The sequence below is a fragment of the Myxococcales bacterium genome (assembly GCA_016703425.1).
Classification (GTDB): domain Bacteria; phylum Myxococcota_A; class Polyangia; order Polyangiales; family Polyangiaceae; genus JADJCA01.
Genome location: JADJCA010000029.1, coordinates 459,904 through 477,501, shown reverse-complemented (window position 1 = coordinate 477,501; position 17,598 = coordinate 459,904). Strand labels below are relative to the sequence as shown.

The window sequence follows — 17,598 nt, the reverse complement described above, 5'->3', positions numbered from 1 at the left end:
TGGGTCGTTGGACAGCCGTAGGACTGGTGACCGTTGCGGCCCTCGCCGCGCTGGCCTGCACCACGCTGCTCGGCATCGACGGCGACGTCGTGGAAAGGCGCGCCGACGCCGCGGCGACCGGAGGGGACACCACGCCGACCGACGGTGCGCCGAGCGACAGCGCCTCAACGGGCCTCGTCGTCGCGTCGACGCTCCAGGACGGCGTGCTGCCGCAGAGTGGCTCCGTCGACGTCGCCATCACCTTGACCCGCAGCGGCTACACGTCGACCACAGCGCTCGGATTGCGGTGGTCGGTCCCCGTCGAATTGCAGGAATCGGTCGCCGTCAGCGATCTCACCACCGACGCGGGCGCGATGCCGCCGGGCGTGCTGGTGCCCATGGTGGAAGGTCAACCGAAGTCCTTTCGCGTCTCCGCCACGGCGTTAGCAACGCTTGGTCCAGCGGTGCTCAAGATCATTGGGGAAGACGACGAGCGGCGGCGAGAGCAGGTCGTCGTGAGCACGATCACGGGGCACATCGACACGTCGTTCGGCAAGGGAGGTGTCGCGCAGCTCGGGTTAGGAGACGGCGGCGCGCCGGGGACCAGTTTTCAACTCGCCGGAAACGTCTCGCGAGACGGAGCGGACCTCTCCGCCATTCGCGTGGGCGGCCTGGTGTACCTCACCTACAACGACACGTTTGCTCGGCGCCATCTCGACGGCGGCGCCGCACTCCCTGACTACCCTTACACCGATCGCGCGCTGCGAAAGATCGCCGCGAGCGACGCCGGCTTCCTGGTCGTGGGGCAGACGCTCGATGGCGGCGCTTTCGCGGCCACCACAGCCACCGGAGCCAGCTACACGCCGGCGCTCGTTGACGCGGGAGTCGGGCCCGCGCAGGCGGCGGTCCTGACGGCCGGTCGCGGCTTCGTCTTCAGCACGGAGAACATCGGCAACAACAACTCGCACGGCACGATGATGCGGTTCCCGGAAGGCGACATCGGCAGCGCCGTCGTGACCTCGCTGGGAAGCCTGGCCCCTCTCGCTGCCGCTGAGGACCCCGACGGGGGCGTCTTCGTGGCTGGCGTCACGCGAAAGAACGACATCGCCTTCGTGCAACACCGCTTCGCATCGGGGGCGCCCGACACAGCTTTCGGGACGGACGGCGGCGTGAGCGTTGGCGGGAACAACTCAGCGGCCCGCACTCTCCTTCGAACGGCGGGCCGCCTCATTCTTGGCGGCACGACCGGCGGCTTTCCGAGCGTGTGGAGCGTGTCGCTTCCAGGCGGCGCCGTGGACCCCACCTTCGGTGCGCAGCCTGATGGAGGGTCGGCGCTGGCGGCGGCCGTGGACAACGGCGGCGTGCGCGCCATCGTGGAGCTGCCGAGCAAGCGTATGCTCGTGGCTGGCCACGCGAGACGCATCGGCATCATCCTGCGCCTGACCGAAAGCGGGGACATCGACGCTTCCTTCGCCCCGCCGACCGGTATCGTTCGCGTCGACCTGAAGAACGATCTCGACATCCGCTACCTCCTGCCGCTGGACGATGGCAGCGTGCTCGCCGTCGGCGCCATGGAGGCAGGCTCCGCAGGGACCAAGCGCGACGTCGCCTTTCTTCGCCTCGTCGACGTCGACAAGTGATGCGCGGCGGCACGGGAGCGCAACTAAACGACGCCACGCTCCACGCGGCGATCATGGCGTCGTTTCTCCAAGACCAGCGCCCCCCCACCGTCGAGGCGCTGGCGCTCAAACTTGCGTGCGACGAGAAGGCCGTACGGCAAGGACTTCGCTCGCTTGCCGATCACCATGGCGTGGTCCTTCACCCAAACAGCGACGAGATCTGGGTGGCGCACCCGTTCTCGGCGGCCCCGACGACCTTCGTCGTACGGACCGGACCCCGAAGCTGGTGGGGCAATTGCGCATGGTGCTCACTCGGTGTCGCCCACCTCGCGGGAGGGAGCGCGACCATCGAGACGAGGCTCGGCGCACTAGGTGCCGCCGTTGAGGTCCGGATCGAGGATGGGCGCATTGTCGAGTCCGACTTCGTCGTCCACTTCCCGATTCCGATGCGGCGGGCCTGGGACAACGTCCTATTCACGTGCTCGGTGATGCTGCTGTTCCGGGACGAGTCGGATGTCGACGCGTGGTGCGCTGTTCGCGGGGTCGCGAAGGGTGACGTGCGACCGATCGAGCAGGTCTGGGCGTTCGCGCGCGAGTGGTACGCCCGCCACGCGGACGTCACGTGGACCAAGTGGTCGACCCGTGAGGCCGCTGCCATGTTCGCACGACACGGCTTCGCGGGGCCCATCTGGTCGCTCGCCGACGAGCCTTCGCTCTTCTGAGCGCAAGTCGCAGGCTCCGCGCGAACTTTCTGCCTAGCCCAGCGTCTGCCCACGGCGTCGCGCCTGCTGTCCACGGCGTGGACAGTGAGCCGACGATTGCAGCCAATCCAAGCGGCCATCCCGTGGCGCGCGGTGTGCAGGACTCCATGGCGGAGGCGTCGCCATGACCCCGCGCACCATGCCCTATCGCTACGTGGACGAAGCCGCCGAGGCTCCCGCCCTAGGCGCGCAGCTCGACCTCATCTACCGCGCCCGCGTCGCGCGCGCCGCGGCCGGTGCAGTGCTCGGCCTTATGGCCGCCTTTGCCATCGGAAGCGCCCTCTTCAACCGGGACAGCTCGGCGCAACGTGACGCGTTGCCGCTTCATCTCCTCCTCGCCGCTTGGCCCCTCGCGCTCTTGACCTACGCGCTCGCGCGCGCCGCGGGCCGACTCTCAGCGCTCGTGGCGCCAGCGGTCGAGACCTCGGCAGCCCGCACGGAGCAGCGCCTCTACCACGTCGAGGTCGCGAGCATCGCGCTTCCGCTCGTGGGCCTCGCCTTCGCTGCGCCGCTCACGCTGCACGCGGGCGTGGCTGCGCTCTTCGGCAACACGTCCGGCTTCGGCGCGTGGATGGCGCTGAGCGGGATGATCGTCGGCCACGCTCATCTGGCGCTGGCGGTTCACGGCTGGTTCTTCGCCCGAGCCCTTCACAGAAAGCCAGCCAACGTCCCCCTCAGGGACGGGCAAGGCGCCGCTGGCGCGATGATCCTCCTCGGCCTCTGCGGGACCGTGCCGGGCGTCGTTCTCCTCGCCATCCCTCCGCTGCTGGTGCTCGTCACGGGCACGTTGTTCGTGCCCCTCGCCTACCGTGCGGCGCGCCGCACCATGGAACGTGAGCGCGCCGACGTGGCGCGGGCCCTCCGAGCGTCGTGACCTTCCTCAGGAGGAGAGCCACTGCGCGGTGAGCCACGTGAGCGCTTCGTCCTTCTTTTCACGGAGCGCGCGGTCCACTTGGCGAGCCGCTTCGTCGGGCGCCGCGTCACCGTAGGCGCGCGCATAGAGCACCCAGTTGGACAACTCGTAGCGATGGAGCAGCGGCGCAAAGCGATGAGCGTCGAAGGCCGATAGCGCCTGCATCGCCTCCTCGGCGGAGGCGCTCGCGAAGAGCGCGGAGGTGGCGTCGAAGAGCAGCTCACGCAGCTCCTCGAAGGCGCGTTCCGGGGCGTCCGCCATGGCCTGAACGAGCGCCTCGAAGTCACTCTCCGGTAGGCCGGCGCCCATCGCGGCCTCCGCCATGGCAGGCACTTGCGTGGCGAGGAAGGACGACTTCGGCGCAGCCAAGAGGAGGCGCCCAACGAGGTAGACGTCGAATGCGCTGGCGATGGCTTCACCCAGGAAGAGGGCGTCGACGGACGGAGCGCGCCCCTTGGGGAGCAGCGCCTTGGCCGCGAGGTGATGCCACGCGACGTGCGTCACGACGTCGGCGGCGAGGTCTTCCGAGAGGACATCCCCGCCCTCGTTGGCGCCCCAATACGTCAGGTTGAGGAGGAGGGCTCGATCCCAGCGGCCAGCGAGCGCCTTCGGCAGCATTCGAAACGGGTAGCGATCCTTCTGGAGGACGCCCTTCAAGTCTTCGTAGAGCGCGATCCCTCGAAAGGAGCGCTCGTCTTCCACGCGAAACTCGTCAATGGTTCGCGTCTCGAACATCAACGGCGCACGGGGCTTCATGACGCGACCCTACCGCAAGCGCCGCCGGATGGGGGAGCTCAGCGGCGACGATAGCGACACAGCGTCCGCGACGCGCCGGTTCGCGGCCAGTCGTAGCGGGTCGTCTCCTCGAGGTCGAAGAGCGGGTCAGTCGGCGGCTCCTCGCGCGCGAGGAGCACCAACACGGCGCCGCCTGGCGTAACCGTCCGGCCACCAAGGGTGAGCCAATCCTTGGGTGGGAGCGTCGCTCTGGAGAGCGCGACGTCGAAGGTCTCGGTGAGCGTCTCGCCCTTCTGCGACAAGACCTTCACGTCCTCCCTCTCCAGCTTGCCGAGGACGACGCGCAAGAAGCTCACGCGCTTCACGAGCGGCTCGACGAGCGTGATCACGAGGTCGGGCCTCATGACCGCGAGCGCGAGGCCAGGCGCGCCGGCCCCCACCCCGACGTCGACGACCGACCCGCCATGCGCCACCGCCTTCGACAAGACGAAGGCGTCGGCCAGCATCAGGTCCAAGAGCTCGTCGTCGGACCGCGCCGCGGTGAGATCGTGAGTCCGATTCCAAAGTCGAAGCTCGTTCAGCCACAGCGCGAGCGCGGCGCACACGCTCCGACTTGGCTCGCACCCGAGGGGCTCCGCCACGCTGAAAATTGCGGCCTCGGTGAGCGCTTCGTTTGCCGTTCGGGAAGCCACGTCGGTCGGGGGTGTGATAGCACACAAGGTCCCGGGCGCCGGTCGCCCGGTGTGATTGAGGCGGTGGCCCCCGCGCGCCGCGACAGGTCCCGATGTCCACGCCGAATTTCGAGGCTCTCACCAACTTGTTGGGGCGTCTTGGCAAGGCCGCCAAGAGCGTTACGCCCATGCCCGGCGGCGCCTCCACCCGCAAGTACTTCCGCCTCGACCTCGGGGGCGACTCCGCCGTCGCGATGTTCTTTCCGGAAGGCGGCGCGCCCGAGGAAATCCAAAAGGCGACGCCCGGTCGCCGGTGGCCCTTTCTCGAGGTGCAGAGCCTCTTGGCGGAGAGCGGCGTCGACGTGCCTCGCATTCACGCCGAAGACACGCACGCTGGCTGGATCGTCCTCGAGGACCTCGGCGACGACACCTTGGCCAACTGGCTGCTCGACAACCCAAACGACAAGACGGCCCTCTACGAGACAGCCGTCCGCGATCTCGCGAAGGCCCAGGCTCGCCTCGGGTCGCGACCGGGAGACTCGATCGTCGCCGCGCGCGCCTTCGACGCCGATCTGCTCAAGTGGGAGATCGAACACTTTCGCGAGTGGGGGCTGGAGGCGCGCGGCCTGTCGATGTCGGCGACGGACCGCGAGCGCTTCGACGTCATCGGCACGCGCTTGGCGGATCGCATCGCGGCGTTGCCGCGCGGGTTCGTTCACCGCGACTACCAGTCGCGCAACTTGATGGTTCGCAGGAACACGAGGTCGCTCGTGTGGATCGATTTCCAAGACGCGCTCCTGGGCCCGCGCGTCTACGACCTCGTCGCGCTGCTCAACGATAGCTACCAGGAGTTCGATCGCTCCTTCGTTGAAGCGCGCCTTTCGGACTTCGCCGAGGCTGCGAAGCTCGACGACGCCTCCCGCAGCTCCCTCGTGACCCAGTTCGACCTCGTGACGGTCCAACGTAAGCTCAAGGACGCGGGGCGTTTCGTGTTCATCGATCGAAAGAAGCAGAACAGCGGGTTCTTGCGATTCGTCGAGCCGACCATCGAGAAGGTACGGAGCTCGCTCGGTCGCCTCGCACCAAGCGACGTGGACATGGCCGAACTCGCGGGCATCCTTGACCGAGCCCTCGCGTCGGCGCCCGTCGCTTCCACGGCTCTCGCGTCTGATCCGGAGCGCTGAGACGTGACGGAAGCGGCGCCCCCGAACCGACGCCCCAAGGGTCAACGCTCGGTCGAGCCAGTCCGCGCGGGGTTGTCCCTCGCGGAGAGCGAGGGGCTGCCGCGCGAGACGCTGCCGCTCTACGCCGGTGCGATGCACTACTGGCGGCATCCACCGGAGGAGTGGGGTCCAGGCCTCGACGCCATCAAGTCGCTGGGGCTGCGCGTCGTCGACACGTACGTGCCGTGGGCCGCGCACGAGCTCGACGACGGCACCTTCGACTTCGGCGAACGCGAGCGCCGCCTCGACGTGGGACGTTTCTTGGCCATGGCTCACGCGCGCGGGCTCTACGTCATCGCGAGGCCCGGACCGCACATCAACGCGGAGCTGACCTTCTTCGGCATCCCCGAGCGCGTCGTTTGGAACGCCGAGGCACAAGCGCGCACGCCCAAGGGCAATCCGGTGATGTTGCCGATGTTGCCGCTTTCGTTCCCCGTGCCCAGCTACGCTAGCGAGACGTTCCACGAGGAGACGCGGCGTTGGTTCGAGGCGGTCGCGCCGGTCCTTGCGCCGCATGTGTACCCCTCCGGCCCCATCGTGCTGCTCCAAGTGGACAACGAAGGCGCGCTCTATTTCCGCGACGGGCCTTTTGATCAGGACTACCACCCGGACGCGGTCCTTCTCTTTCGGGACTTTTTGCGCAAAAAGTACGGTTCCTCGGAGGCCCTCGCCCACGCCTGGAGCGACGCCTCGGTAGAGCTCGACACCGCCACGCCACCGGTGCGATTCGACGCGACGAGCCTCGACGAGCTGGTGCGCGCTATGGATTGGATGGAATTTCACGAGCACCTGCTGGCGGTCGCCATGGAGCGAATGAGCAAGGCGCTCCTCTCGGCCGCGCCGCTCGACGTGCCGACGATGCACAACTTTCCCATGGGCGAGGGCGCCACGCCGCTCAACCCGGCGCGCATGACAAGCATCGACTTCGTGGGGCTCGACTACTACCAGCGGGCGCATCCCATCGATCACCTCATCGTGATGCGGCGCACCTCGGAGCTCGCGACGCGATGCGACGGACAGAACACCCCGGCCTTCGGCGCTGAGGTTGGCGCGGGATTTCCGCCGTTCTTCGCTCCCCTTTGCGAAGGCGACTCGCTCTACACGCTGATGGCGGCGCTTGCGTACGGCCTTCGTGGTTTCAACCTCTACATGGCTGTCGAGCGCGATCGCTGGGTCGGCGCGCCCATCGATTCGGGCGGCCGGCGGCGGCCCTTGGCCGATCGCTACGAGGCGCTCATCGCCGCCTTGGAGCGCACCGCGTTTCATACGCTGCGAAGACGCGCCCCCGTGCGTCTCGTCATCCCGCGTTCGCTAAGGCGCATCGCTCGCGCGACGCACGCCTTCGGCTCGGCTACGCCGGCGTTGTTCCACGTGCTCGGCGCGAGTCTCAAGGAGAGCTGCTTCGAAGAGGGGTATTGCGAGGGCGAGGCGCCGCCGATCGTGGCGGAGGGTTTCTTGCGAGCCTTCGAGCGCGCTCTGTCGCAACGCGGCGTGCCCTTCGCGTACGTCGGCGGCGAGGCGCTCGACGTCAGCCTCGATGGCGCCACCTGGATCGTCTGCCCGACCGTCGGCGGCATCAAAGGCGAGGTCTTGGAGAGCCTTCGGCGCGCAACGAAGCGCGGCGCGCGCGCCACCATCGGTCCCGAAGTGCCCACGCGTGACGGCAACCTCCGGCGCCTAGCGGCCCCCCACGACGCGAGCGGCCTCGAGGTGGAGCCTCTCTCGGATTTCGCCCGCGTCGACGCGCTCGTCTCGCACCGCATCGACGAACTCTCGTTGCCGACGTACCCCGTCGACCCGGAAGGCGCCTCCTTCGCCCTTCACGAGGACGCGGCCGGCGTGCCGCGCGTCTGCTTCGTCATGAACCCCACCGACGACGCGCTCGTCGTGCGCCTCTCCTTCGACGGGGCGAGGGCCTTGGTCGACGCGCTCGACGGCAGTGTCGTCGTGAAGCGCGCCGCGGGCGGCTTCGAGGTGCCCGTGAAGGCCAAGACCGTGCGCATGTTCACCGTCGGGCACGTGACGTCGCCCGCGCTCGTCACCGGTGCGCGCCCATCGACGCACGAGACGTGACGGCTCTCTTCGTCGCCCAGTGCTCCATCGCTTCGACGAAGCGAAAGCGCTTCGTTTGGGCCGTGTGGACGAGCGGGCCGCCGCGCGTGTCGCCGTTCCGAAGGCCCGACCTCTCGGGCGGAGGTGAACCTTCTCACGAAGCCGCGCTGGCGAAGGCGACCGCCGCGGCAGGTGGCACCGCGGCGCTCATCGAGCCCGAGTGGGCCCGCGCATGGCTCCGCGTCATGCGCGGCCATGCCGCTTGGCTGGGAGAGGGCAGCATGCCGGGCGCGCGCAGCCGAGAGGCGCGCGACACCGAGCCACGAGGCGACGCGGAAAGCGTGTGGAGCGTCCTCGGCGTCCCCCAGAGCGCGAGCCGCGACGAGCTGAGGCTCGCCTTTCGGAGGCGAGCCCTCCTGGTGCACCCCGATCACGGCGGAACGAACGAAGCGTTCCGCAACCTCGTCCTTGCCTACAAGGAAGCGGACCGGCGCGCGCGGCGACCGAAACCCCAGCGGTAGCGCTCGGGGCCCGGTCGCCGGGAGCCGCTACTTCTTGATGCCACCCTTGGGGCGCGCGTCCGGCGTGAGGTCGGCGTTCTTCCAGTAGTACTCACTCTTCTTCTCGGTCGCGTCGGCGAAGCCCACCATCGGAAACTCAGCCTCGATGGCCGCTGTTCCCTCGGGCACGTGTTCCTTCTTCACGCACGAGAACCACAAGACGGCCTTCTCGCCGCCCTTCATGACGCCGCCGAACATGTTGCCGGAGCATTGGTGATACGGCGCGGGCTTCGAGGGGTTGGTGGCGTCCTTGACCTCGAGCTGCTTGCCGGCCTTGTCGTAGAAGTAGACGGCGATCTTTCCGTAGAGGATGACCGCGGTGCCGTTGTTCTTCACGCGAAACTGCGGCCCCTTCTCGTCGGTCTTACCCGTCCAGGCGACCTCCATCATGCGAGCCGTGCCCTTCGCCTCGCAGGGCTTCGCGAAGGTTGCGTCGCCCGACGAGCCCTTGGGGCACTCGTGGATCGGTCCCGACGGAGCCGGCGGCGCGCTGGCGGTCACGCTTGGCGTTGCCGTCGCCACGGGCGCCGATGCGGCGGGCGCCGCGCTCGCGCTCTTCGCCGGAGCCGCCTCAGTTTTTGGTTCATCCTTGGAGCATCCGGCGAGCGCGACGACCAAGCCGACGACCCCTGAGAGCCGTCCCAAATTGCGCGTATCCATCATTTGCCTCGTGTTGGCCCCGCGCGCGTTCCTCGTCTGGCGGCGCGGAGCGGCGATCACGGTAGAGCAAAGGCGGGAGCAATGGAACGCGCTCGCGCTTCGGCTCGCGAGGGCCAACACGGGCGGAACGCTGCCCGAAGCCGCCTCAGAACGTGTAGCGCAAGGTCAGCGCGCCATCGACCATGAGCGGCGTGTCGCCCTTGCCGTAGTTGCGCTCGAAGCCCGTCGCGAGTCGCGGGCCGCCGGCGAGACCAAAGGCCATGTGACGGTCGACCTGGTACCACTCGACGCCAAGGCGGCCACCGAAAGACGGGGCCAGCGACTCGGTGTCAGGAAAACCCAAGACGCCGAGCGCGTTGGCGGGCACGTCCGCCTTCATGAGACCGACGCTGCCTTGCGCGAAGAGCCCAACGCGCGCCGTGGGACGCACCGTGAGCCGAGCCCCGCCGTCAAACCCCCAGAGCGGAAACGCGCGCGTCTTGCTCGTGTCTTGGCCGACGCTTGTGTCGGTGAGCGCGAGCTCGCCGCCGCCAAAGACCATGAGCCAACCGAAGAGCTCATAGCCCACCTGGACACGCTGCATGAATGCGGTGCTCGCGAGGCGCCGGAAGGCGCCGAGGTAGCCGAGCGCCCCGAGCGAACCTTCCACGACGAGGCCCTTAGACCAAGGCCTCGCGGGGGGAGCCTCCGGCGGCGGACCGCTGTCGATACCGAGGGCAAGCGCGTCAGGCCTCTGCGCCGAGACCGAGACGCCGCCGGTCGCCGCAGGCGAAGGCGCGGCTGGCGTCGGCGCTTTGGGAGCTTCCGCCGGCGCGTCGTCGTCTTCCTGCGCGAAGGCCACGCTCGGCCAGAGGGCGCAAGGCGACGCGAGCATCAGCGCGGCGATAGCGGCTACGAAGCGCAAGGGAGCCTCAGCATACACGGTGGTGCGAGCGGACGTTACCGAGGGGCGGCCGTCGTCGCGCAAGGCTCCGTCGCGCCCGGTGAGGGCGACCAAAGCTCGTCAGCATCGATGGGTAGCCATTTGCTGCCGGTCGCCAGAAAGACCGTCGCGCTCGCCGGCAGCGTCAGGAGCAACGCAGTCACGACGCACAAGAGCGCCACGCGGTCGCGCGGCGCCAGAGGAGCACGGCCTCCGAAGGCGCGCTGAACGACGAGGCGCGCCAGCGCGAAACAGGTCGCCGCGGCGAGCACGAGCACCATGAGGCCGCTCACGGGAACCCCGCCGATGACGGACGAAACGGTCCGCTCGAGCGACGCCCACGCCTGCCGAGGGGGTGGCTGAAAGGGCACCGCGGCGAGCAGCAAGGCGAAGAGCCCGGCAAAGGGGGCGAGGAGCCGCGCCGCCAGCGCGGGCGACGCTGGCGGCGGCGCAAAGGCCCGAAGCAAGTGGGGCGCCGCCAAGAGCGGCACGAGGACGAGGACCAGGAGCCGCGGCATTCGCGCGACGGCGCGGACGAAGGTCTCCGTCGACACGGGCCCGCGCAACACGGCCCAAGACAACGCCGATGCCAGGACGACGAGCCCCAATAGCCCCGCCGTTTCGAGCGACCAAGCCGCGCCGGACCCGTAGCCGCGAGGCGCGTTCGTCTTCTCTTCTTCCAGGGCCATGTCGATGCGAATACGATCCATGCCGCCGTGGGAAAAAGGAAGGGGAAAGCGCTCCTCGCTGCCGGGTTCTTGACGGCCTTGGCCGCGTGCGGTGCGGGCCGAGGTGCCCGCGACACACCGACCCCCTCGTTGGCGACCAGCGCCGGCGCGTCCTATGAGCTCGCGGAGATTCGCGCCGCGTGGCGCACGCGCACCCTCGAGGGTCGCATCGAGCTCCGCGATCGCCTCGAGCGGTTCCTCCTAAGGTTCCCTTCCGACGGCGCTTCGCCCTTGGCGCGCGTGTATCTCGCGCTCGTCTACCTCGACGCGGGCGATCTTCAGCGAGCGGAACGCGAGCTGGTCGCGCTCACGAAGCTGCCAACGGGCGCCACGAGAGACTTCGCCGAGGTCGCGCGGGCCGAGGCCGAGCGGGCCCGCGGTCGCCCCGGCGACGCCCTCGAACGATTGCGACCGCTCGCCGGCAAGATGGCGGATCGCGACGCGCGGGAGCGAACGGACGAAGCCATCGTGCTCGCGGCGCTGGAGGCGCGGCGCGAATACGAAGCGCTCGCCTACATGGACGCGTGGATCCGCAACGCCGAACCAGCCGACAAGGACGCCGTTCGCGAGCGCGTGCGAGCGAGCGTCGCGCGCATGAACGGCGCGGTGCTCGTGCCTGCGCTCACGGCCATGCGGCGCAAGGACGCGCCCGCGGGCTACGGCCGAGACCTGCAGCGCCTCGTGACGGCGCGCGTGGCCGAGTTTGCCGTCGAACAAAACGACGCGAAGCTGGCCCAGTGGCTCGTTGACGCCAACGCGGGCGCGGTGCTCGACGACAGCACCGAGATCCTTGTCGCCGAGCTGGCGACGCGGCAGGCCGGCGGGACGGCGTTCATCGGCCGCACCGTCGGACTCGTGCTGCCGACCTCATCGTCCTCGCTTCGCGACGCCGCCGGCGACGTGGCGCGCGGCATGGCCTGGGCCCTCGAGCTGCCGCGAGCCTCCGAGACCTCGGGCGACGAAACACGCCTCGCCACTCGCGACGACAGTGGCAAGCGAGGCGAGCTCGAGTCGAAGCTCGAAGAGCTGGCGGCGGAGGGCGCCGGCGTCATCGTGGCCGGCTTCGACGAGGCCGCGGCGGAGCGGGCCGTCCGCTGGTCGGAGGCCACCGGCGTCGTCGTTATCGCGCTCGCGGCGCCGTCGAAGACGAAGCCTCGCACCAGCTCCTTCGTGCTCGGCGAGCCGGTGGAGCGCGTCACCGAGCTCCTCGCCAGTGCGCTGGCGGCTCGGCGTGAATCGAAGATCGCGATCGTGTCCGACCGCGCCAGCCTTGGAGCCGTCGCAGCCACGCTCGCGAGTCGAAAGAGCAAGTTCGAGCTGTTCCAGCCTGCCCCGTGCGAGATCGAGGAAGCGCAAGGCGCCGACGCGCGCTTCCCCGTCGACGCTTGGGAGAAGGAGAAGTTTCGCACTTGGCTCGTGGCGGGCCCCGACTCTTGCGGCCGCGCGCTCTTGCGCGAGATCGGACACCTCGACGGCGCCCTTGTCGCCTTCACGCTCGAAGCCACAGGCCGAGTCGAACGCGGTGCTACGGCGGCCAGCGTGCTCAGCGCCGGCGCCGGGTTCATTCCTCTCTTGCCGAGCACCGGGGACGGCGCCTCGCGTACGCTGGTTCGACCGCAAGCCGGTGGCCTTATGACTGGCGAGCGGGAACGCGAGCGCAAAGGCGCCGGACGCGTTCGCCGACCGGGCGCCTCCGCTCGCGCCGACCTCGACGCGTTTGTGGCGACGCTCGGCAGCGTGCCGACTTGGCGCGTGGCGCTGGGCCGCGACGCGGGCTTGCTCGCGCGGCTCGCGCTCCGAACGCTCCCAAAAGACGCCGCAGCCACGGAGGAGGAGGTCTTGAGGCGAAGGGACGTGGCCCGTCAGATCATCCTCTCCACGAAGGAGACCTTTTGGTCGTCCGAGGCCACGAGCGTCGATCACGTGACCCACACGTTGCCGCGCACGCTCCGCGTCGTCGACCTCCGGTGAACAAACGAGCGGCGGTTCGAGAGTGATTTGACCTCCCGCCGTTCGTGCTCAACGCTGTGGCCATGAAGAGTCGCTTCGCTTGCCTCTTGATGGCGGCCCTAGGTCTCGCGTGCACCAAAGACGCGGCTCGGCCGCCGCCTTTGACCAACGAGCCGGGCGGCGGGACCGTCGGCGGAGGCGGCACGTCGTCCCCCCCGGTCGGTGACGCTGCAACGACCCCGCAGCGCGCCATCGTGACCGCACCGTCAACACTTCGCGGCCTCGTGGTTGCGGCGAGCGAGATCTACGTCGTTTACGTGGATTCACCGGCCGACGGCGGGGTCTCCACGGGAGTGCTCGCGCGCGCGCCACGGGCAGCGGCGGTTGCGACGGCGCTTGCGCCGCTTGAGCCCGTCGCCCTTGGTGGTACGTCACCGCGCGACCTCGCGCTCTTCGGCGCGAGTCTCTACTGGCTCGACGACAACGGAACGTCATCGTTGGTGCGGTTCAGCGCGAACGCGGCGGAGGTCGTTGGCGCTGGCTTTCCGACCGCCAGCACCTTCGCCGTGTCGACGACACCGGCCGCCACGGTCGTCGTGTCGACGAGCTTGGGGACGCTCAACGTCGACCGCGTTTCGGAGACCGACGCCGGCGCCTCGCAGTCGCTCGGAAGTTTGCCTGGTGACTTCGCGCCGGTTCGCTCCATCGTCAAGGACGGCATCGTCTACATGCTCGTGAGCCAGACCACCGGCGGGGGCCTCTACAAGGTGCCCCTCGTGGGGGGCGTCCCGGAAAACGTGTGGTCTGCAGCTAGCGGAACGCCTCGCGATCTCGTCCTGGTGGAAGGACGCGCCCTCGTGGCGCTCGACAGGCCGGGAGACGGCGCCATCGTGTCGATCCCCCTCTCGGGCGGCGCTGCCACCGAACAAGTTACGGGCGTGCCGGGGCTCGCACGACTTGCCACCGAGGGGCTCGATCTCTTCTTCGCCACACTCTCGGGCGACGTGAGCCGCGTGCCGGTGGCAGGCGCGGGCGCGACGACGGTGCTGGCGGAAAAGCTCGGCACGCCGACCGCTATGGTGGCGGCCGACGCGGTGTACGTCGCCGTGGGCCCGTCGGTCATTCGGCTGGCGCGTTGATTCGCGAACGGGGCCCCTCGTCTATCCGTTCGTCTAACCGGTCCTCGAGCAGCTCGGCATGCCGCCGGCCCGGCGCACCGGGCGCACAGCCCGTGACCCATCGTTCACGGCCGGGGCTGGCGTTGTGCCTTTGTCCGCGAGAACCCTGAATGGCATCGCGCTTGCTCCTGGGCGGGCCGTGAAGAACTTCCTCGCCCTCACCGCCGGCGTCGTGGCCCTGCTTTCGTCGCTCTCCGCTCAGGCCCAAGAGACGCTGCCGGCGCTACCGCCGGCGGCCGCACCGGCTCCCCATGCCGCGCCGCAACCCGTCGTCACCCGAGTCGACGCCGCCCCGGGCAGTGGCGGACTCACCGTCATCACCCCCGTCGCGGGTGGAGGGACCATGACGGCGGTGGGCTGCAGCGCCGTCACCGTGCAGGGCCATTCCACGGAGGTGCGCGCCGGCGGGCAAGCGCTCGTCATGGGTGCGCCCTGCGTAGCCCCAGCCGTTGCGCCTCAAGAGCGCTACGCGCCCGACGGGGGCCGCAAGGCCGCGCTCATCGCAGCGCCCATCGTCTACGGCGTGGGCATGGCCTACTCGGGGATGTCGTACTTGATCAACAGCGGCCATTCACGAACACACTCCGATGCGACCGCCTCGCTCGTGGGGTACACGGCCATCAGCACCATCGTGCCAAGCATTCCGCGCCTCGTCGTTGGCGATACGACGCGAGGCCTCGTCTACTCAGCGGCCCGCGGCGCCTCCATCGGCGTCGCCATCGGCGTCGACTGGGGAAAGAAGGACGACGACCTCATGGGTCCGTTTCTTTTTGGATTCGCCGCACCGCTCGCCCTCGCCATCGTTGACATGGCCACCACGCCCCACCGCGAAGATCTCGTCGACAGTTCGAGCGACACCCCGAGCGAACCCAAGGCCAGCCGCGATGGCGCCCGCATCACGGGCATCAGCCCCGTCGCGTTGCGTGACCAAGAGGGCAAGACGCGAGGCGGAGCGGTCACCCTCGGCGGCGCATTTTGAAACGGACTGGGAAGCGCTTTCGGTGAACGGCCCCGACGTGCCGGGTTGACGTTCGAGGCGCCCGCGGGCCGTCGGGACCGCAAGGGCGGGCATGAAGCTCGGACTCGGCGCTCCCTCGCCCATCTCCCGCGCGGCGCCGCGATCGCGTTAGACTCCACGCCTTGGGGAGAGCAGGGCGCACGCGCATGGGTGTCGTGGTGGCGTCGCTGGCAGCGGCCGGCGCCGCCATGACCGTTGCGTGCGCCGGCCTCTTGAGCATCGAGGAGCTTCCCTTGCGCGGAATGGGCGACGGCGCCGCGCTGAGCGACGCCGGCCCCGCGACGGACGCGTGCACCGTCGCGCCGGACGCGTCGTTCTGCGCGACGCTCTGCCCACGAGCCGACTTCTGCGACGACTTCGAAGGCGAAGGCGACGACCTCTCGCGATGGAATGGTGGAGGTCTCGGCGCCGGTGGCGCGGCAAACCGCCTCGTCGATTCGCCAGAGAACACCCTTGGTATCGTCGACGACGAGCGCAACTCAAGCCGTGTGCTTCAGTCGACCGTCATTGCGCGCGACACCGGCACGGCGTTGGCCTTTGTGGCGCACGAGCTCCACTCCCCGGAAGGGCAGCTTCCGCGCGGGGTTCGCGTGCGGGTCCAGTTTCGCGTCATGGACCTCAACTTCAAAGACGTCGACGCAGCGCGCGAAGAGAAGTTCCTCTACGCGATCGGCTTCGGCGACGGCGCACGCGGCGAGGGCATCGGCCTCATCCTCGTTGAAGGAAAGAAGCACGGCGACTACGAGGTGACGCTGCAACAGCGCACCGTGGTGTCGGGCGCCAAGAAGGTCGAGCTCACGTCGCTCCTCGATCTCGACCAGGCCACGCTGAAGAACAACTGGTTGGGACTCGAGTTCATCCTCGCACCGAGCTCGGTGCTCGATGCGATGGCACAGTCGTGCGCCTTGGTGGACGCCAACGGCGATCCGCTCGATGCAGCGAGCCTCGCGTTGCCGGGCGACGCGCTGCGGCTCGTCGTGCGCGTCGGCCCCGTGTCCCGCTGCGTGGCGGCGCGGGACGAGTTTGCGAGCGGCGACTGGTTGCGCTCCGTGCAAGTGCTCTCGGGCGCGGCCGTGGGGGGCCCGGCGACGGCGTCCGTGCGCACCGACAACCTGGCCGTGTCGCTCCTCTACTGACCGCGTCAGCGCGTGGCGCTGCGGTGCGGTTCGTCGGCGCCCTCATCGGAGACGGCCACGAAGGCCGCGGCGACGAGCAAGTTCGAGACGATGAGAAGGACAACGAGCTTCATGGGACGCTTCTTCTTACGCCCGACGAGCGGCCCTCCTTCCCACGGAGGCCCCTTTCGCGCGACGCATGGGAGCCCAAGCAACGGCCGCGCCCAGACGGGGTCCCTCCGGGATCAGGCAAACTCTGCGGCGGCGGCGGCGAGGGGCCGCACCTTCACTCGAACTGTGATCTCGAACGCGGAAGCGCGCGGCGGAGTGGGGGAAGCTTTTTGCCTGAAACGGTGGCGCCGCGCCCCGGCACGAACTGTGCTGACCGTGTCGGCATGCGCATCCGAACGCTTCTCGCTTGCCTCACCTTCTTCGTGCCCGCGTGCTCCACCTCCGCCTCCGAAGACGGCGTCGACGAAGGCGAGACCCGCATTGACCCGACGGGGACCGACTCGCCCGGTAAGTTCACGGTGAAGCTGCCCTCGGGCGCGGCTCACGAGACGAAGGTCGCTTGGAACGGCGTCAAGAAGAGCGCCGGCGAGCTCTTTGACCCGGTGCCCGTCGGCGTGCAGGCCTACACGATGACGAGCGGCAGCGTCACCTCGTCGGGCAACGTCAAGATCGAGGCCGGCAAGACCACCACCGAGCTCGTCGCGCTCCTTGCAATTGATGCCGCGTCTGGCCCCCGTACGCTGGGGCTCCGCACCGACACGACCGGCATGGGCTTGCGCCTCACCACGGACGGGCGCTCCTCGCTCGGCGGCTTCCCGGAGAGCGTCGCCGCGAGCCCTTCGTTTGCAGTGCTTGGCAGCGCCAACGGCTACGAGCTCAACTTCGGTCTCAACGCAGCCGACGGGATCCCGGTCAAGCTCGCCCCCGGCGAGTCCAAGAAATTCGTCCTCGCCGATCCGACCGCCCGCAGAACGGTGCGCATCAAGGCGCCCAGCGACCGAGAGATGGCGAACGCGACGTGCGGCACGCCGGCGACCAGTGCGACGGTCCGGTATGAGCTGACCCATAACCTGCTCGGAGCCGCGAGCGCGGGGTTCAGCCTCGACAAGAGCGCTGAGATCGATGTCGGTCTTGCGCCGTCGCAGTCTGATCAGTCCGTCTACTACCTGCGCGCAGACGCCTGGCGATCTTCGGTCCCATTGCCGATGCCGGTGCGCGGCGCTCCCATGGGGCAGTTCGCGCTGGGACGCGTCGACGTCAACGACGTGCTCATCAACGCCACGCAGCCGCGCGTCCCCGGGACCTACCGGATCTACAAAGCGACCGCGCAGGGCCAGGCCTCGACAGAAGAGGTGTTGCGCTGCGCCGCTCCGACGAACACGGGCGTCGATTTGCCCGCGGGAAAATACGTGGTTCGCGTCAGCTACCCCTCCGTCGAATCGGGCACCAAGGTCGACGAACACGTGCTCACAGTCCCGTAAGGAGCGTCGCTGCCCCATCAC

Annotated in this window: 16 protein-coding genes; 11 read left to right on the top strand and 5 right to left on the bottom strand. The window is 69.1% G+C overall.

The window, feature by feature from the left end:
* The first annotated feature begins 26 nt into the window (after positions 1-26).
* The 3 genes from IPG50_35520 to IPG50_35510 all read left to right on the top strand — a co-directional run bounded on the left by IPG50_35520 (position 27) and on the right by IPG50_35510 (position 3,233).
* Positions 27-1,619, top strand: a complete 1,593-nt coding sequence (locus tag IPG50_35520; protein MBK6697456.1) for a hypothetical protein — start codon at positions 27-29, stop codon at positions 1,617-1,619.
* The gene (locus tag IPG50_35515; protein ID MBK6697455.1) at positions 1,619-2,320 is read left to right on the top strand and encodes an alkylmercury lyase family protein; all 702 of its coding nucleotides are present in this window, start codon (positions 1,619-1,621) and stop codon (positions 2,318-2,320) included. Before IPG50_35520 ends, IPG50_35515 begins: the two co-directional genes overlap by 1 nt.
* A gap of 163 nt (positions 2,321-2,483) precedes the next feature.
* Positions 2,484-3,233: a hypothetical protein gene (locus IPG50_35510; protein MBK6697454.1), complete on the top strand. Its 750-nt coding sequence runs from the start codon at positions 2,484-2,486 to the stop codon at positions 3,231-3,233.
* Between the two features lie 6 nt (positions 3,234-3,239).
* Here IPG50_35510 and IPG50_35505 read toward each other — a convergent pair whose 3' ends face one another.
* Positions 3,240-4,028 carry a hypothetical protein gene (locus IPG50_35505; protein ID MBK6697453.1) on the bottom strand — a complete coding sequence of 263 codons (789 nt, stop codon included), beginning with the start codon at positions 4,026-4,028 and terminating at the stop codon, positions 3,240-3,242.
* Positions 4,029-4,066: 38 nt separating this feature from the next.
* Entirely contained in the window at positions 4,067-4,699 is a 633-nt protein-coding gene (locus IPG50_35500) for a class I SAM-dependent methyltransferase (protein ID MBK6697452.1), read from the bottom strand.
* A gap of 92 nt (positions 4,700-4,791) precedes the next feature.
* Here IPG50_35500 and IPG50_35495 point away from each other — a divergent pair, with 92 nt between their 5' ends.
* From IPG50_35495 to IPG50_35485, 3 genes are read left to right on the top strand one after another with little or no spacing between them, the layout of a single operon-like run.
* Positions 4,792-5,862 (top strand): phosphotransferase, encoded by a 1,071-nt coding sequence (locus tag IPG50_35495; protein MBK6697451.1) that lies wholly within the window; start codon positions 4,792-4,794, stop codon positions 5,860-5,862.
* 3 nt (positions 5,863-5,865) lie between these two features.
* Complete coding sequence (locus tag IPG50_35490) at positions 5,866-7,974, top strand: beta-galactosidase (GenBank protein MBK6697450.1); 2,109 nt, start codon at positions 5,866-5,868, stop codon at positions 7,972-7,974.
* Complete coding sequence (locus IPG50_35485; GenBank protein MBK6697449.1) at positions 7,971-8,474, top strand: J domain-containing protein; 504 nt, start codon at positions 7,971-7,973, stop codon at positions 8,472-8,474. The genes IPG50_35490 and IPG50_35485 overlap by 4 nt, the downstream gene beginning before the upstream one ends.
* Positions 8,475-8,501: 27 nt before the next feature.
* Here the strand turns inward: IPG50_35485 and IPG50_35480 are convergent, their stop codons facing one another.
* The 3 genes from IPG50_35480 to IPG50_35470 all read right to left on the bottom strand — a co-directional run bounded on the left by IPG50_35480 (position 8,502) and on the right by IPG50_35470 (position 10,805).
* Positions 8,502-9,176: a hypothetical protein gene (locus IPG50_35480; protein MBK6697448.1), complete on the bottom strand. Its 675-nt coding sequence runs from the start codon at positions 9,174-9,176 to the stop codon at positions 8,502-8,504.
* 142 nt (positions 9,177-9,318) lie between these two features.
* Positions 9,319-10,077: a hypothetical protein gene (locus IPG50_35475; GenBank protein MBK6697447.1), complete on the bottom strand. Its 759-nt coding sequence runs from the start codon at positions 10,075-10,077 to the stop codon at positions 9,319-9,321.
* Positions 10,078-10,112: 35 nt separating this feature from the next.
* A complete protein-coding gene (locus tag IPG50_35470) occupies positions 10,113-10,805 on the bottom strand; it encodes a hypothetical protein (GenBank protein MBK6697446.1) in 693 nt (230 codons plus the stop codon).
* A gap of 6 nt (positions 10,806-10,811) precedes the next feature.
* Between IPG50_35470 and IPG50_35465 the strand changes: the two genes are divergently transcribed.
* The 5 genes from IPG50_35465 (at position 10,812) to IPG50_35445 (ending at position 17,577) form a co-directional block, all read left to right on the top strand.
* Complete coding sequence (locus tag IPG50_35465; GenBank protein ID MBK6697445.1) at positions 10,812-12,794, top strand: hypothetical protein; 1,983 nt, start codon at positions 10,812-10,814, stop codon at positions 12,792-12,794.
* Positions 12,795-12,856: 62 nt separating this feature from the next.
* Positions 12,857-13,912 (top strand): hypothetical protein, encoded by a 1,056-nt coding sequence (locus IPG50_35460; GenBank protein MBK6697444.1) that lies wholly within the window; start codon positions 12,857-12,859, stop codon positions 13,910-13,912.
* 178 nt (positions 13,913-14,090) lie between these two features.
* On the top strand, positions 14,091-14,930 hold the full coding sequence (locus tag IPG50_35455; protein MBK6697443.1) for a hypothetical protein: 840 nt from the start codon (positions 14,091-14,093) through the stop codon (positions 14,928-14,930).
* Positions 14,931-15,115: 185 nt separating this feature from the next.
* The gene (locus IPG50_35450) at positions 15,116-16,105 is read left to right on the top strand and encodes a hypothetical protein (GenBank protein MBK6697442.1); all 990 of its coding nucleotides are present in this window, start codon (positions 15,116-15,118) and stop codon (positions 16,103-16,105) included.
* A gap of 374 nt (positions 16,106-16,479) precedes the next feature.
* Entirely contained in the window at positions 16,480-17,577 is a 1,098-nt protein-coding gene (locus tag IPG50_35445; protein MBK6697441.1) for a hypothetical protein, read from the top strand.
* Positions 17,578-17,598: the final 21 nt, after the last annotated feature.